The 15897-nt window shown below is 67.4% G+C and carries 15 protein-coding genes and 1 tRNA gene; 8 read left to right on the top strand and 8 right to left on the bottom strand.

Translation table 11 applies throughout. The features are described from left to right. Nucleotides 1-20: 20 nt before the first annotated feature. Nucleotides 21-194 (bottom strand): hypothetical protein, encoded by a 174-nt coding sequence (locus tag ASC46_RS21280; protein ID WP_157672339.1) that lies wholly within the window; start codon nucleotides 192-194, stop codon nucleotides 21-23. A 187-nt stretch (nucleotides 195-381) separates the two neighbouring features. Between ASC46_RS21280 and ASC46_RS13145 the strand changes: the two genes are divergently transcribed. Further along, nucleotides 382-456 (top strand) — tRNA-Gly (locus ASC46_RS13145). Between the two features lie 206 nt (nucleotides 457-662). Here ASC46_RS13145 and ASC46_RS13140 read toward each other — a convergent pair. The 4 genes from ASC46_RS13140 to ASC46_RS13125 form a co-directional block, all read right to left on the bottom strand. Next, nucleotides 663-1208: a hypothetical protein gene (locus ASC46_RS13140; RefSeq protein ID WP_055459762.1), complete on the bottom strand. Its 546-nt coding sequence runs from the start codon at nucleotides 1206-1208 to the stop codon at nucleotides 663-665. Nucleotides 1209-1905: 697 nt separating this feature from the next. After that, nucleotides 1906-3150 (bottom strand): GNAT family N-acetyltransferase, encoded by a 1245-nt coding sequence (locus ASC46_RS13135; protein WP_055459761.1) that lies wholly within the window; start codon nucleotides 3148-3150, stop codon nucleotides 1906-1908. A 112-nt stretch (nucleotides 3151-3262) separates the two neighbouring features. Continuing rightward, nucleotides 3263-4447 carry a CobW family GTP-binding protein gene (locus ASC46_RS13130; RefSeq protein WP_055459914.1) on the bottom strand — a complete coding sequence of 395 codons (1185 nt, stop codon included), beginning with the start codon at nucleotides 4445-4447 and terminating at the stop codon, nucleotides 3263-3265. A gap of 168 nt (nucleotides 4448-4615) precedes the next feature. After that, nucleotides 4616-5893: a D-alanyl-D-alanine carboxypeptidase family protein gene (locus ASC46_RS13125; protein WP_055459760.1), complete on the bottom strand. Its 1278-nt coding sequence runs from the start codon at nucleotides 5891-5893 to the stop codon at nucleotides 4616-4618. Nucleotides 5894-6123: 230 nt separating this feature from the next. On the opposite strand from ASC46_RS13125, the gene ASC46_RS13120 reads away from it, so the two are divergent. Next, the gene (locus tag ASC46_RS13120; RefSeq protein WP_082464836.1) at nucleotides 6124-7026 is read left to right on the top strand and encodes a DMT family transporter; all 903 of its coding nucleotides are present in this window, start codon (nucleotides 6124-6126) and stop codon (nucleotides 7024-7026) included. 76 nt (nucleotides 7027-7102) lie between these two features. Further along, entirely contained in the window at nucleotides 7103-8269 is a 1167-nt protein-coding gene (locus ASC46_RS13115; protein ID WP_055459759.1) for an acetyl-CoA acetyltransferase, read from the top strand. A gap of 90 nt (nucleotides 8270-8359) precedes the next feature. On the opposite strand, the gene ASC46_RS13110 is transcribed toward ASC46_RS13115, so the two are convergent. After that, complete coding sequence (locus ASC46_RS13110; protein ID WP_096335373.1) at nucleotides 8360-8626, bottom strand: BolA family protein; 267 nt, start codon at nucleotides 8624-8626, stop codon at nucleotides 8360-8362. Between the two features lie 79 nt (nucleotides 8627-8705). Between ASC46_RS13110 and ASC46_RS13105 the strand changes: the two genes are divergently transcribed. The 4 genes from ASC46_RS13105 to ASC46_RS13090 all read left to right on the top strand — a co-directional run bounded on the left by ASC46_RS13105 (nucleotide 8706) and on the right by ASC46_RS13090 (nucleotide 13423). Next, nucleotides 8706-9326, top strand: coding sequence for a J domain-containing protein (locus ASC46_RS13105; RefSeq protein ID WP_055459757.1), 621 nt, complete (start codon nucleotides 8706-8708; stop codon nucleotides 9324-9326). Between the two features lie 161 nt (nucleotides 9327-9487). Next, complete coding sequence (gene cobS / locus ASC46_RS13100) at nucleotides 9488-10477, top strand: cobaltochelatase subunit CobS (protein WP_055459756.1); 990 nt, start codon at nucleotides 9488-9490, stop codon at nucleotides 10475-10477. A 22-nt stretch (nucleotides 10478-10499) separates the two neighbouring features. Then, nucleotides 10500-12401 carry a cobaltochelatase subunit CobT gene (gene cobT, locus ASC46_RS13095; protein WP_055459755.1) on the top strand — a complete coding sequence of 634 codons (1902 nt, stop codon included), beginning with the start codon at nucleotides 10500-10502 and terminating at the stop codon, nucleotides 12399-12401. Continuing rightward, a complete protein-coding gene (locus ASC46_RS13090) occupies nucleotides 12398-13423 on the top strand; it encodes an esterase-like activity of phytase family protein (RefSeq protein ID WP_055459754.1) in 1026 nt (341 codons plus the stop codon). Before cobT ends, ASC46_RS13090 begins: the two co-directional genes overlap by 4 nt. Before the next feature lie 7 nt (nucleotides 13424-13430). On the opposite strand, the gene ASC46_RS13085 is transcribed toward ASC46_RS13090, so the two are convergent. Together ASC46_RS13085 and rpmB are read right to left on the bottom strand one after the other, a co-directional pair. Further along, entirely contained in the window at nucleotides 13431-14054 is a 624-nt protein-coding gene (locus ASC46_RS13085; RefSeq protein ID WP_055459753.1) for a queuosine precursor transporter, read from the bottom strand. 83 nt (nucleotides 14055-14137) lie between these two features. After that, on the bottom strand, nucleotides 14138-14428 hold the full coding sequence (gene rpmB, locus ASC46_RS13080) for a 50S ribosomal protein L28 (RefSeq protein ID WP_055459752.1): 291 nt from the start codon (nucleotides 14426-14428) through the stop codon (nucleotides 14138-14140). Nucleotides 14429-14781: 353 nt separating this feature from the next. On the opposite strand from rpmB, the gene ASC46_RS13075 reads away from it, so the two are divergent. Beyond that, nucleotides 14782-15579 (top strand): DUF3108 domain-containing protein, encoded by a 798-nt coding sequence (locus tag ASC46_RS13075; protein WP_157672338.1) that lies wholly within the window; start codon nucleotides 14782-14784, stop codon nucleotides 15577-15579. Nucleotides 15580-15897 lie beyond the last annotated feature (318 nt).

Genomic DNA, 15897 nt, shown 5'->3' with positions numbered 1-15897 from the left:
GACCCGTCTGCTCGGACGGATCAGCGCGTATCGGTGACCGCCGTCGAAGCCGGCCCGGGCCTGCCGTACAGCTTGTGGAGCTGGCGCGCGGCGCCGAGGCCGACGACGATCACCATGGCGACATAGGCGATGAGCCAAAGGCGCCGCTCGCGACGGCTCTCCCAGCCCGGCGGAACATCGGATGGGTCGTCCATCGGCACACCTCCGATTGCAGCATGGCAGAGGCGGGGTGCCATCCGCAACGAAGGCGAATGAGAAATCTGGGGGATGCGGCGCGGGCGTTGCGATGCCGCATGGTGACAGCCGCTCCGGAACCGGCTATGGAAAGACGTCGCCATCGTTGCACTGCGACGACCGCGCGACGGGCCGCGCACCGGCTTCGCGGGTGTAGTTCAGTGGTAGAACGACAGCTTCCCAAGCTGTATGTCGAGGGTTCGATTCCCTTCGCCCGCTCCAGAGACGCAACCAGCCCGAGGACCGGGGCGCCGTCCCGCTCCCTGGGGAGACGGATCGGGGCCAGACAAAGCCGAAGCGGGCCGCTCGGGAGCGAGAAGCCCGGCGTGCTTCTGCCTGTGCCCGGGGCAGGACGCGCTGCCGGCGTCGTCGTTGCAGCCCGGTTGGACGTGATCGACGCCGCGGCAGGCCGCGGTGCTGCGCTCGTCCTAAAGGCCAAGCCATCTGTTGAGGGTGCTGTACCCGATAGGGCCGTACCGGCGCTCGAGGGGTTCAAGAAGCTCATAGGTGGTGGCACCCGGATGCAATCGATCGAGGACCTCCTGCCGATCCTCGGGGCGCACTGTGAGGAGCGTTCCATCCGGCCGCGGGACCGTCCAAACCGGTAACACTTGCGTCGGCGGGCGCTGTCTTGCCGCCGGTGGCTCGTCTGCCAACCCTAAAGCCCACCTGAATTGATCCGTCCTTTCCTTGATGCGCCGCTCGGATTGAACCAGCGGATAGCTCACATTGAGTTGCTTCGCGAGGTCTTTCGACTCGATCCACGGGCGCTTCTTTAAGGCTTCGCCGATCTTCTGGCGTTCGATGCGGTTCTCTTGAACGCCGCCATAAGCGGCTGTGGTGACAAGCCCGCACCGGAGAAACGCCTGCCGCCTCTCCCAGACAGTATGTTCGCTAACGTTGTTCGCGCGCGCGAGATCCTTGTTGTTCTGATGGGGACGATCCAATATTGCGTGCTCCAAGGGCGTCAGCATGGGACGTATGCGAGCGAGTTGCCCGTCATATGCGTCGAGCGCCCTTTGGATTGCAGCCGCAGTGCTGGTTGTGGGAGACTCCGCTGTCTCCAGTGTGGTCGTGCGCGACATACTCGAGCCGGCCCGGTCGTGCGCAGCCGGGGTATCTGGAGCTTGAGGAGCCGCCCCAAGCGTTTGCTGAGCAGCCATGACCGACCCGGGCCGTTCGATGGAAACCGGGCTCGCGCCGGACACGGCCGTGCCCGGTGATGCATCCGGCCGGGATCGGTGCGGGGCCGGAAGGCTGGACGGAACCTCGGCTGTCCCGCGCCCGCCAGCGCCCAGAGCCGTAGTCGAATCCCAGGAACGAACATCGGCAGGCGGTGACGCCGGTGGCGTGTGCCCGCATTCGTGGAGACCGTTCGGCGAAAGCAGTACGAGGGGCGGAAATGGGGGAGGCGTCTGAAAGGTCGGAGCGGGACTTGGCGGTGTCGTCTGGCCGACGCGCGGACTGCGATCCATCATGTTGAAGCCTGTCAAATGGTCTGATGTTGGCCCCTAAATGAGCTGATGAAGATCTGCGCCGCTATTCAGAAGATGCGAAAGGACGTTTTGCGGTTCAAATGCAATGCGACCCCTTCATCGCCCCAAGTGCCACCCCTGATGCTTCACGACCTCAGCGCCGTCGCGCGGGACAGGATCAACAAGCTGTTGGCCTTTACGGTTTGAGCATGTGGTACGTGCGCTTCGCCGCGCCATGCAGCCACCGACGCATCAATTCGAACCGCAAGGTCATCCGCGTCCGGACATCGTCCGCCCGGTGCAGTCCGATGAAGAGATCGGCGACGGCCATCCGTTCGGACCAGAGACGGTCGATCATGGGGTGGTCCGCGATGGCGCAGGAATCCGTGCGGGTAAGGGTGGTTTCGGCCAATTGCCGGTGGGTGAGCGCGAGCGTGAGCTGCACGCCCGGGGAGAAGCGGGCGAAGCGCTCGTCATAGGCGATCTTCCAGAACCAGGCCTGGTCTGCGCTCTGCAGCACGAGGGCTGCCGCCACCGGCATCTCGCCGACCAAGAGCGTCTCGACATGGCAGCGCCCCTCGCGCGCTAGCAGCCGCGTCATCGTCCGCACGAAGGTCGCCGTGCCGCGGTCTTGCAGGAGGGCGGTGCCGCGCGTGCCCTTCCAGCCCGAGGCCTCGAGGCCGAGGAACACCTCGGTCGCATCCCGCACGCTTTGTGGGTCACGCGCCTCCTCGATCCGCACCCGGCCATGGTCGCCCAGCCGGCGCAGTTGCCGTCGCAGGTCTTTCAGCTTCTTCGCCGAGAGGTTGATTTGCAGGAGGCGTTCGGCATCCTGCCCGCCGTCGAGGACGGCGCGCTCGTGCCGGTCGAGCGCCTCCACCGGCAGGCCGCGGGCGCGGGCGGCCGCCGCAAAGGTCGTCGCCACCGGGCCCTTGGTGGCCAGCATCGGCAGGACGAGGCCGGCACCGGCGCGTGTGCGGCGGCAGAGGTGATCGATGATTGCGGCGGCCACGGCCTCGGAACTGTCGGCATCGATCAGCGGTGTGCCGAGACCCGAGAGTGGGACATGCCAGCCGCGCAGGAGGCCGGGCACGTCGAGGCGCCGTCGCGCGGCGAGAAGGAGGAGGCCGGCAAGCTGCCGGCCGTCGCCGCGTTCGCGCCAGACAAGGAGGGCTGAGGTGGCCTGCCCTCCCGCAATGTGCTGCATCGCGGCGAGGGCGAAGGCCCGCTCGACGAAGACATTGCGCTCCAGAGCGCGGCGGGCGAGATCGTCCCACGCATCGGCGATGTCGCCGAGCCGGGCGCCAGCGCGCTCTTCGATGACAAGGCAACCCACATCATCGCGGCCCGTTTTTTCGTCCTTGCCGGGCGCCACCGGACACGGCGAGCCAGCCGGGGCGATCACCGCGCCGAATCTGAAACGGACGACATTCTGTTCCATGGCGGCCCGGTCCCGCTTGTGCCTGGCGTCCCGTACCGGGACGGATGTTGCCGTCCTGGAGCGGTCGCCTATTGCCATAGCAGGGGGCGTGCCGGAAAGCCGCTCCAGAGGCTCAGCGGCTTCCGCCGATGGCGAGCGGATTGTCGGTGAGCGCCTGAGCATCGGGCGTGTCGACGGCAGGCGTGCCGTCGAAGGCGCCCCACAGGCGCCTGACGAAGCTTTCGTCGAGGTCGCGCAGGATGAAGACGATGCGGGTGCGCCGGTCCCCGTCCGGCCAGGCGTCGAGCACGACCGGCGGGTGGAAGATATGTTGCACGCCGTGGATGACGACCGGATGCTCCGGCTCCTCCTTTACAGCGACGAGGCCCTTGACGCGCAGCAGGTTCGGCCCGTGCGCCGAGCGCAGCAGGTCAAGGAAGAGATCGAAGGAGGGGGCCGGGATCGGTCGGTCGCTCGTCAGGCAGAAGGCGCGGATGCGCGCATCATGCCGGTTGACGTCGTGCTGGTGGTGGCCGTGGCCATGATCGTCGTGATGATGATGGGGATGATCATGGTGGCCATGCTGATCGTGCCCATGGCCATGATGATGCGCGTCCTCGAAGACCTCGGCGCCGAGCCAGCGGGCGACGTCGCCGATCTTGCCATCCGGGCTGTAGAGGCCGCGGTCGAGAAGGCGCTCGGCGGTCGCGGTGGCATCGTCCGCGCGCACGACGTCCGCTGCGGGGTTGAGGGCACCAAGACGCGCTGTCAGTCTCTCGAGCCTGCGTAGGTCATCGCCCTGCAGGAGATCGGCCTTGGTCAGGACGAGGCAATCGGCCACGGCGGCCTGCTTCATCGCCTCCTCATGCGCATCGAGCGTCGCCTCGCCATTGACCGCGTCGACGAGTGTCACGACGCCGTCGAGCGCATAGCGCATCGAGAGATAGGGGTGGCGCAGGATCGTGTGCAGGATGGGGGCCGGATCGGCGAGGCCTGTGGTCTCGATGACGACACGGCGGAAGGGCCGGATGCGGCCGTTGTCGCGCCTGCGCAGGAGGTCCTCCAGCGTTGCCACGAGATCACCGCGGATGCTGCAGCACAGGCAGCCGGCCGTCATCAGCACCAGGTCCTCGTCCACCTTCTCGACGAAAAGATGATCGAGCCCGATCTCGCCAAATTCGTTGATGATGACGATGGTGTCCGTCATCCATGGGTCGCGCAGCAGGCGATTGAGCAGGGTCGTCTTCCCCGCCCCGAGGAAACCGGTGACGACATTGAGCGGGATCGGCGCCGGACGGCTGGGCTGGTCAGCGGTCATGGAAAGAAAATCCCGCATGGCTGACGGGCCACCGGCCATGCCGGCGGTCGCGTCATGCATTGCAAGCCGCCGGCCCTGCGCCGGCGACAATGTTCTACTATTACATCTATCGCGCGATGGACAAGCGCAAGACCGGGTCAGTGCTGTGGGCGCGACCAGTCCGGGACGCTAGTTGCCGCTCACCTTCCGGGCCGGCGGTGTCTTCTGGACGGTCTTCTTCGCCGGGGCCTGCGTCTTCATGACGGGGCGCGGCGGCGGCCGGACGGCCCCCTGAAGCACCATCGGGCCGCTGCCGCTGAGCGCAGGGCCCTCCGCTTCCTTGGGCGCGAAGGCGCGAGCGGCTGGTGGCGTCGCGGCAACGGCAGCCGGCGCAGCCTTGGCACCTGGGGCGCGGCCGACATAGACGTCGATGGGCGTCGTCGGATCACGCGGCCCGAGCGTGCCCGGCTTGTCGCCCATCACCTTCGAGAGCCCGGGTGAGGGCGAGAAGATGTTGAACAGGCCGGCATTAGCCTCCACCGTCTGCATCTCGTCGCCATCCTCGCCCACCGTTCCGCGGTTACGGCCGCAGACGGCCTCGCGCATGTCCGGCGGCGAGGTATAGGAGACCGGCATCGCCTCCAACGTCGAACCGGCCCACCCGGTGCTGGCGAAACCCTTGTCGAAGAGCGCGGCGGCGCGGATCGTGCGCTCGGTGGCGTTGTGCGCGCCCAGTACCACCGTGATCAGCGTGCGCCCGTTCCGCGTCGCCGTGGCAACCACGTTGAAGCCGGAGGCACAGATGAAGCCGGTCTTCATGCCGTCGGCACCCGGATAGCGGCCGATGAGGCCGTTGGTGTTGCGCATGATGCGCTTGCCGAAGCGGATCGCCCCGATGCCGAAGTAATCCTTGTACTGGGGAAATTCCGTCAGCAAGGCGCGGGCGAGCACGGCCATGTCGCGGGCGCTGGTGCGCTGGCGCTCATCCGGCAGGCCGTGCGGGTTGACGAAATAGCTGTCGTGCATGCCGAGCCGGCTGGCCGAAGCGTTCATCATGGCGGCGAAGTTCTCGACGGAGCCGCCGACGCCTTCCGCCAGCGCTACGGCCATGTCGTTGGCCGACTTGACCATGATCATCTTCAGGGCGTTGTCGACCGTCACCTCGGTCCCGGGCTTGAAGCCCATCTTGGATGGGATCACCGCCGTGGCCGTCGCGCTCACCGTCAGCGGCGTCTCGAAGGTGATGCGCCCGGCGCGGATCTCGCTGAGCACGACATAGGTCGTCATGAGCTTGGTGATCGAGGCCGGATACCAGGCGAGCGTTGCATCCTCCGCGTGTAGCACGCGGCCGGAGCCGGCATCGACCACGATGGCCGGTGCGGCCAGCGCCATGGAGACCGAGAGAAGGAGTGCCGCAAGACCGGAAAAAAGAGGTGCAGCCGTTCGCGAGAAGAGAGCGGTTGTCATATCGAACCTGTCCGGGTCGCCTGCCGGCGCATGGCCGACACCGTGGTGCGATGCGGCCCGAAGCAGTCCTTCCTGGCGTCCAACCCGGAAGGCAAGCGTTTTCGCTGGTCAGTCGTAACCTGTATCGTCTGATTTGCATAGGGTCGCAGCGGCCTGTAGACAGCAATTGCGGCAGCGTCCGGGCGGACGGTGGCGTCTTCCACATCCGCGTTTCACCGGACAGTTTCGCCGTGGTCACAGCCCTTCTGTGGATTCCCGCCACCATCGCGGCCGCCGCCGCGCAGACCCTGCGCAATGCCATGCAGCGCAGCCTGACCGATGTGCTCGGCACGGTCGGCGCGACCCAGGTGCGCTTCCTCTATGGCTTTCCCTTCGCCCTCATCTTCCTCGGGCTTGTCACCGCCGTGACGGGGGAGGGTTTGCCGGCGCCGGGCGCGGGCTTCCTCGCTTTTGTCACGGCCGGTGCGCTGGCCCAGATCGCGGCGACCGCGCTCATGCTCGCCGCCATGCGCCGCGAGGGCTTCGCCGTCACCATCGCCTATACCAAGAGCGAGCCGGTGCAGGTCGCCCTCTTCGGCCTCATCGTCCTCGGCGACCGGCTGACCATGCTCGGCGCCGGCGCGGTCGTCGTCGCGACGCTCGGCGTCATCCTGATGTCCGTGAAGCCGGTCAGCCGCCTCTCTTCCCTTGCCCGCGGCGGGCCGGCGCTCGCCGGCATCGCCTCCGGCGCGTGTTTCGCGCTCGCCGCCATCGGCTTCCGCGGCGCCATCCTCGCCCTGCCGGAAGGCTCGTTCCTGGTGCGGGCGACGACGACGCTCGTCTTCGGGCTCGGCATCCAGACGCTGGTGCTCCTCGCCTATCTTGCCCTCTTCGACAGGGGCGCGCTCATCGGCAGCTTCCGGGCTTGGCGGCCGTCCCTATTTGCCGGCTTCATGGGTGCGCTCGCCTCGCAGTTCTGGTTCGTCGGCTTCTCGCTCACGAGCGCGGCCAACGTGCGCACCCTCGCCCTCGTCGAGGTGTTCTTCGCCCAGATCGCGGCGCGGCGCCTCTTCGCCCAGTCCGCGTCGCGGCGCGAGATCGCCGGCATGCTCCTCGTCTGCCTTGGCGTCGCCATGCTCTTCGCCGCACAGTGATATGAGCGATAATCGGGTTGCGACCCGTCATAGGCGGGTGCACAGTGCGCCGCACAATGATGGGAGGATACCAGGAATGACCGCGGCAATCGTCGGCTGGGCCCATACGCCGTTCGGCAAGCTCGACAGCGAGAGCGTCGAAAGCCTCATCGTCCGCGTCGCCAACGAGGCGCTCGCCCATGCCGGCATCAGCGCCGACGATGTCGACGAGATCGTGCTCGGCCATTTCAACGGCGGCTTCTCGCAGCAGGACTTCACGGCCTCGCTCGTGCTGCAGGCCGATCCCGCGTTCCGCTTCAAGCCGGCCACGCGCGTCGAGAACGCCTGCGCCACCGGCTCGGCCGCCGTCCAGCAGGGCCTCAAGACCATCGCCGCCCGTGATGCGCGCGTCGTGCTTGTCGTCGGCGTCGAGCAGATGACGACGACGCCCGGTCCCGAGATCGGCAAGAACCTGCTCAAGGCCTCCTATCTCAACGAGGAAGGCGACATCACCGGCGGCTTCGCCGGCGTGTTCGGCAAGATCGCCGCTGCCTATTTCCAGCGCCACGGCGACCAGTCCGACGCGCTCGCCATGATCGCGGCCAAGAACCACAGGAACGGCGTCGACAACCCCTACGCCCAGATGCGCAAGGATCTCGGCTTCGACTTCTGCCGCGCCGAGAGCGAGAAGAACCCCATCGTCGCAGGGCCGCTGAAGCGCACGGACTGCTCCCTCGTCTCCGATGGCGCGGCGGCCATCGTGCTCGCCGATATCGAGACGGCCTTGAAGATGCGCCGGGCCGTCGCTTTCCGCAGCACGGCCCATGCCCAGGACTTCCTGCCCCTGTCGCGCCGCGATATCCTCAAGTTCGAGGGCTGCGCCAAGGCTTGGGCCGATGCGCTCGACCGCGCCGGCCTGACGCTCGACGACCTGTCCTTCGTCGAGACGCACGATTGCTTCACCATCGCCGAGCTCATCGAATACGAGGCCATGGGCCTTGTGCCCGAGGGCGAGGGCGCGCGCGCCATCAAGGAGGGCTGGACGGAGAAGGGCGGGCGCCTGCCGGTCAATCCCTCCGGCGGCCTCAAGGCCAAGGGCCATCCCATCGGCGCGACGGGTGTCTCCATGCACGTGCTCTCCGCCATGCAGCTGTGCGGCGAGGCCGGGGGCATCCAGGTGCCAGGCGCGACCCTTGCCGGCATCTTCAACATGGGCGGGGCGGCAGTCGCCAACTACGTGTCGGTGCTCGAGCGCATCAAGTAAAGTCGCGGCCGAGCCGCGACCTCAGGCCGTTGGCAATAGGCAGTCGGGGGGATCCGACTGCCTATTGCCTATTGCCTATTGCCTATCCATCTATTCTCCCGGCGCCCGCGCGGTCACGGCCAGCGCGTGCATGCCGTTGGCGAACTCCTCGGCGAGAAGGGCGTTGACCATGCGGTGACGTTCGACGCGGCTCTTGCCGGCGAAGGCCGGGGCGGTGATCTCGACGCGAAAATGCGTCTCGCCGCCCGGCCGCCAGCCGGAATGGCCGATGTGGTTGTCCGATTCGTCCGTGACCGTGATGTGGGTGGGGGAGAGCCCCGCCGTGAGTTTGGCGCCGATGTCGTCCTTCAAGCCCATGGGTGCCCCCTGCATTGCAACGCCGCTGTGTCTCTGCGGCACTTGTTCTGACAACCGCGTCTCACATAAGCTTTGAGTCATGAATCTCAACTCGCCCCTCTTCGATCGCATCCGTGTCCGCCCCGCGGCGGAGGAGACGGCGCGTCGCGACGACCCGGTGTGCGAGCATCCGGGCTGCGCGGGCCTCGGCCTGCACCGGGCACCGAAAGGGCGGGGGCAGGAGGGCCAGTACTTTCGGTTCTGCCTTGAGCATGTGCGCGCCTATAACCAGTCCTACAATTATTTCGCCGGCATGAGCGAGGATGCCGTCGCCGCCTACCAGAAGGATTCGGTCATCGGCCACCGGCCGACATGGAAGATGGGCGTTAACGGCACCGCACGCATGCGCTCGGCCGCCTATGCCAGGGCCGATGACGAGGCCGAGGTGGTCGATCCGTTCGATTTCTTCGCCGGCGCCCGCGAGGCACAGGGTGCGGCTCGCCGTGCCGAGCCGGTTCGGCGCCTGTCCGCGCCAGCGGCCCAGGCCCTCGATACCCTCGGGCTCGAGGAGGTGGCGGATGCAGCCGCGATCAAGGCGCGCTACAAGCAGCTCGTGAAACGTTTTCACCCCGATGCCAACGGTGGCGACCGGTCCTTCGAGGCGCGGCTGCAGGAGATCATCCGCGCCTACAATACCCTGAAGACGGTCGGCTTGTGCTGAACCACCTGTCGTCGTGATGGTCACGATGACGCATGGTGATTTGTGCGCGCCGGCGCGAGCCTATATCGAGAGTCATATCGATATATTTGGGCTTGCCCGCGGGCGGAGGCGGTGAAACTCTGCCGCGACGCGGCGGGAGGTCCCGCCGATTGTGAGGAGCCATGCAAGCGACCACCGATACGAGCGCGAATTCCCTGCCCGACATGAAGCTATCCGTGCGGCAGGTCTTCGGCATCGACACCGATCTCGAGGTGCCGGCCTATTCGACGCCCGAAGAACACGTGCCCGACCTCGATCCCGACTATCTGTTCGACCGGGAGACGACGCTCGCCATCCTCGCGGGCTTTGCCCGCAACCGCCGTGTCATGGTCACGGGCTATCACGGCACCGGCAAGTCGACGCATATCGAGCAGGTCGCGGCGCGCCTCAACTGGCCCTGCGTGCGCATCAACCTCGACAGCCATGTGAGCCGCGTCGATCTCGTCGGCAAGGACGCGATCGTGCTCAAGGAAGGCAAGCAGGTCACCGAGTTCCAGGACGGCATCCTGCCCTGGGCGCTGCAGCACAACGTCGCCCTCGTCTTCGACGAATACGATGCGGGCCGTCCGGACGTGATGTTCGTCATCCAGCGCGTGCTGGAACTGTCCGGCAAGCTGACGCTGCTCGACCAGAAGCGCGTTATCCGCCCGCATCCGGCCTTCCGCCTGTTCTCCACGGCCAATACCATCGGCCTCGGCGATACCTCGGGCCTCTACCACGGCACGCAGCAGATCAACCAGGGCCAGATGGACCGCTGGTCGATCGTGACGACGCTCAACTACCTGCCGCACGACAAGGAAGTGGCGATCGTCCTCGCCAAGGCCAAGCACTACCAGAGCGGCGAGGGTCGCGACATCGTCAACAAGATGGTGCGGTTGGCGGACTTGACGCGCAACGCCTTCATCAATGGTGACCTGTCGACGGTCATGAGTCCGCGCACGGTCATCACCTGGGCTGAGAATGCGGACATCTTCGACGACATCGGCTTTGCCTTCCGTGTGACGTTCCTCAACAAGTGTGACGAACTGGAGCGGCCGCTGGTGGCGGAGTTCTATCAGCGCTGCTTCGGCAAGGACTTGCCGGAATCGGCTGTCAACGTCGCCCTGAGCTGACGGGAGACGAGAGGGCAGCGCCGTGAGCATCTCCAACCGCAAGCCCGCCACGTCGAAGGAGGCGCCGAGCGAGCCGCTGAAGCGCGCCGTCGCCGGCACGATGCGGGCCATCTCTCGTCGGCCGGAGCTCGACGTCGCTTTTGCCGTGGACCGGCCGGCACTCGTCGGCGAGCGCGCGCGCCTGCCCGAGCCGCCGCGCCGCATGAGCGAGGCGGACGCCGCCATCCTGCGCGGCCATGCCGATGCGATGGCGCTCCGGCTTGCCTGTCACGACGAGGCCGTGCATCGTCGCTTTGCCCCGGACGGGCAGGCTGCGCGGGCGCTGTTCGATGCCGTCGAGCAGGCGCGTGTCGAGGCCATTGGCGCGCGGCGCATGAGCGGTGTCGCCGCCAATCTCTCGGCGATGCTCGAGGACCGTTGCCACCGCGCGAACATGCAGGACGTCGCCGATCGCAGTGATGCGCCCATCGAGGAGGCGGTCGCCATGATCGTGCGCGAGCGGCTGACCGGCCAGCGCCCGCCGCCGTCCGCGCGCAAGCTCGTCGACATCTGGCGCGACGTGGTCGAGGACAAGGCGAGCCGCGAGCTCGACAGGCTGGTTGCGTCGGTGGAGGACCAACGCCTGTTCGCCCGCGGCGTGCGTGACATTCTCGTAAGCCTCGACATGGCCGACGAGACGGATCTCGACGCCGAGGACGAGGCGGACGAGGACAGCGAGGACAAGTCCGACCAGCAGCAGAACGAGAACGAGGGCGAGGGCGAGCGCCAGTCGCAGGATGAGGGCGGCGAGTCGGAGAGCGCCGCCGAGGCCATGCAGGAGCTCGAGGAGGGCATGAGCGAGGCCGCCGAGGCGCCCTCCGGTGAGATGCCCGACGATGCCGATGTTTCGGAGGCAGACGATGCCGGCGAATCTCGCCGCCCGCCGACATCGCTGTCCAACGAGCCGCGCGGCCCGGAATACAAGGCCTTCTCGACGCGCTTCGACGAGACGGTTGCCGCCGAGGAGCTCTGCGATGCCGAGGAGCTGGCGCGGCTGCGCGGCTATCTCGACAAGCAGCTCGCCAATCTGCAGGGCGTCGTGGCGCGTCTCGCCAACCGCCTGCAGCGGCGCCTTCTCGCGCAGCAGAACCGGGCTTGGGAATTCGACCTCGAAGAGGGGATGCTGGACCCCGCGCGTTTGCCGCGCGTGGTGACGGATCCGTTCCAGCCGCTCTCCTTCAAGCGCGAGAAGGACACCGACTTCCGCGATACGGTGGTGAGCCTGCTCATCGACAATTCGGGCTCCATGCGCGGGCGGCCGATCACGGTGGCCGCAACCTGCGCCGACGTCCTCGCCCGCACGCTGGAGCGCTGCGGCGTCAAGGTGGAGATCCTCGGTTTCACGACGCGCGCCTGGAAGGGCGGGCAGTCGCGCGAGCTGTGGCTCCAGTCCGGTAAGCCGGCCAATCCCGGTCGCCTCAACGACCTGCGCCACATCGTCTACAAGGCGGCCGACGCGCCCTGGCGCCGTGCCCGGCGCAATCTCGGCCTGATGATGCGGGAGGGCCTCCTCAAGGAGAACATCGACGGGGAGGCGCTGGATTGGGCGCACAAGCGCCTCCTGGTGCGGCCCGAACAGCGCCGCATCCTGATGGTGATCTCGGATGGCGCGCCGGTCGACGATTCGACCCTGTCCGTCAATCCGGGCAACTATCTCGAGCGCCATCTGCGCCACGTCATTGCGGAGATCGAGGAGCGCTCGCCCGTCGAGCTCATCGCCATCGGCATTGGCCACGACGTCACCCGCTATTACCGTCGTGCGGTCACCATCGTCGACGCCGAGGAACTCGGCGGCGTGATGACCGAGAAGCTTGCCGAGCTGTTCGACGAGACGGCGAGCCGCGCCTCGCCCGTCGCCGGCCGACGCCAGCGCCTCCACGCATGAGATGGCTGTGGCCGACGCGCCGCGCCCTCCTCGGGGGCGGGCTGGCGACCGCGGGTCTCGCCGCCTTCGGGCTGCATCGGGTCAATGCCCGACCGCCGGTGCCGGGGGGGCCGGTGCGCCTCACTGTCGAGGCGCGCCGCGTCGATTCCTTCCGTCCGGGCGATCCCGGTCGGCAGCGTTTCGGCGCGCTCGTCTTTCGCGGCGGGCTGCAGCTCAAGGCGGATTATGAGGGGTTCGGTGGCTTTTCCGGCCTTGCTTTCGCGGACGACGGCCGGCTCGTCGCGGTCTCCGATGCGGCCGAATGGTTCGTCGCCCGGCCGGCGCGCCAGGGCGATCGCCTTGTCGGCCTCGCCGAGGCAATGATGGCGCCGATGCTCGCGGGCAACGGCGTGCCGCTGGCGGCGACCGCGGCTTACGATACCGAGAGCCTCACGATCGCCGGCGGCACCGCCTATGTCGGCGTCGAGCGCGTGCACCAGATCCTGAGGTTCGACTGGGCCCGGTCGGGCGTCGCGGCACGCGCCGAACGTCTTGCCGTCCCGGACGAGGCGCGTCGCCTGCCCCGCAATCGCGGGTTCGAAGCCATTGGCGTCGCGCCGCGCGGCAGCCCCGTCGCGGGAGCCATCGTCGCCATTGCCGAGCGCTCGGACGAGGAAGAGACGGTCGGCTTCATCATCGGCGGGCGGCGGCCCGGCCGGTTCGCGTTCAGCCGGCGGGACGGCTTCGACGTGACGGATCTCGCTTTCCTGCCCGGCGGCGATCTGATCGTGCTGGAGCGGCGCTACGTGCCGCCCTTCAGCATCGGCATGCGCATCCGGCACATCGAGGGACGGGCGCTCGTGCCGGGCGCCGTCCTCGACGGCATGGCGCTCATTGAGGCGGACAATGGCTACGAGATCGACAATATGGAGGGGCTCGCCGTGCGCCGCGCCGCGGGCGAGACCATCCTCACCGTCATCTCCGATAACAACTTCTCGATGATGCAGCGCACGCTGCTGCTGGAATTCGCCCTGGCACCCTAGGCGCCGTTCAGGAGGCGCGGGCCTCGACCGCAGGGCGGACAAGGCCCATGAGGGCGCCGTAGGGCACCAGCATGGCGAGCGCCATCGCGACCTTGACGATGAAGTCGCAGATTGCCCAGCCGATCCAGACGGGAACGGTCGCTGCAAGCGGCCCGCCGCCATAGGTGATGAGATCGGTCACATCGCCCGCGAAGGCGAGGGTGAAGAACAGGGCCGTGTCGAGAGCTGAGCCGAGGAGGCTGCCGGTCAGCGGTGCTTTCCACCACGCGAGCCGGCGCAGACGGTTGAACACGCCGATGTCGAGCAGTTGCCCGACGAGGAAGGCGGTGCCGGAAGCGAAGGCGATGCGCGGGCTCGCCGCGACGACGGAAGCGGCCAGGGCAAGCACGAAGCCGACGATGACGAGCCGGCGTGCCGTGGCGGCACCATAGCGGCGGTTGGTAAGGTCGGTGACGAGGAAAGCGACCGGATAGGTAAAGGCACCCCAGGTCAGGTAATCCTCAAGGCCCCAGGGCGTGAAGGGGTGCTGCACCGCGATGTTGGACGCGAGTACCACCAGCGCCATGGCGGTGACCGGCGCCCATAGGCGGCGCGTCCGCGCCGGCAAGAAGGGGCGTCGATCACGGTCCATGGTCGGCTTCTCTCACCAGTCGCGGGTGCCCAAACACAAACGGGCGGCCGTGAGCCGCCCGCAGGAAGACTGGCGCGCCGGCCTTATTCGGCGGCGGCGAGCTTCTTCTCGACCTCGCGCTTGAGCGCGCGGGCGCCCTGCGACAGGTCGCCGTCGGCCGCCTTGACGAGGAAGGCATCAAGGCCGCCGCGGTGCTCGACCGAGCGCAGGGCGGCAGCGGCGATGCGCAGGCGAACGGCGCGGCCGAGCGCATCCGACTGCAGCGTGACGTTGCACAGGTTCGGCAGGAACCGGCGCTTGGTCTTGCGGTTCGAGTGGCTCACGAGGTGGCCGGTCAGAACCGCCTTGCCCGTCAGTTCACAACGGCGTGCCATGATGATTCGTCCTCAACGCTACAGGTGCCGCCGACCAGGCAAAGCCCCATGACCGGCAACCGTCGCCGGCGGCTGGGCACCACATGTCCCGAGAAAGTCGCGGGTGTATAGTGGACTTCGCCCGTGTTCGTCAAGGACGTGAACGCGCGCATCTCGCCAAACGGCGTGGGAAGCGCCACGATTCGGACTGATTCGCAGGCCAGTTAAGGACGAGCGGGCACCCGGGGTTCGACATGCAGGCGCGCTACCGATTGAGGCGAGGGAAGTCTCTTCCCCGCATGCTGGGCCGCTCCGGCTGGAGCACGGCCTGCCTTCGCGCGTCCGCGGGCGCGTCTCTCGCCTTGGTGGCCTTCGTGTCGCAGGCCGCCGCCGGCACGGTCGAGGCGAGATACGACATTTCGTTGATGGGCTTCAAGATCGGCGTCGCCACCGTCAAGGCTGATATCGACGGGGATCGCTATGACCTGTCGATCTGGGCCAAACTCACTGGCCTTGCAGGGGTGATGACCAGCGGCAAGGGGGCTGCCACGGCAACAGGCAGCCTCGACGGCAGCCGCCCCGCCCCGGGCACCTTTGCCATCACCACCGCAGGCTCCGAAAAATCCATCACCGTGCGCATGGCCATGTCTGGCGGTACCGTGCAGGCCCTCGAGGTCAATCCGCAGATCGAGCCGCATCCCGACCGAATCGCTGTCACTGATGCGCATCGGCGCAATGTGCTCGATCCGGTCAGCGCCCTTCTGATGCCCGTCTCGGCCACGCTGTCGCCGACGAATGCCGCGAGCGTGAGCGCGAACGCCTGCCGGCGCACCCTGCCTATTTTCGACGGGGCCGCCCGTTATGACATCAGCTTGACGCCCAGGACCGTGCGCACGGTGAACGGCAACGGCTATCAGGGACCTGTCGCAGTCTGCGACGTGCGCTATTCCGCCATTGCCGGGCACCGTGCCAACCGCAAGGTGACGAAGTTCATGGAGGAGAACAGGGACATGCAGGTGTGGCTCGCGCCGCTCGCCGGCACGCGCCTGTTCATACCCTACCGCATCGCCGTGCGCACGCCCATCGGCCTCAGCGAGATCGAGGCGACGAGCCTGACGATGGACGGTGTCCCCCTCGGCCGGGACATGTCGCCGGTCCGCGCCCAGAACTGAAAGCGGGGGCCGATCCGGCGCTTTACGCTTCCGCGAAGAAGGAATGCGTGCGTGTCCCGATTCCTGTGCCATTTCAGCACGGCGTGGTAAACGCGCGGCGTTTCCAGGGCGGCGCGCGCTCGTAGCGCCGGCGGCAACTTGTGCCTCTCTCATGGGGCGGCCACGATATCTTGCGCAGACCGAACCGTGAACGGTGCATTGGCAGTGATTCGTCGCACCTCCGTTCCCGTTTCGGCCTGACCGTTAACGTCGCGGCCGCCGGCGGCCATCCGGAGCGTTAATATTTGCCAATTGCAGAAAGCCGGCCCCGTTAACCAT

The organism is Chelatococcus sambhunathii, from assembly GCF_001418005.1.
Classification (GTDB): domain Bacteria; phylum Pseudomonadota; class Alphaproteobacteria; order Rhizobiales; family Beijerinckiaceae; genus Chelatococcus_A; species Chelatococcus_A sambhunathii.
This window is presented reverse-complemented; position numbering and strand designations above follow the sequence as displayed.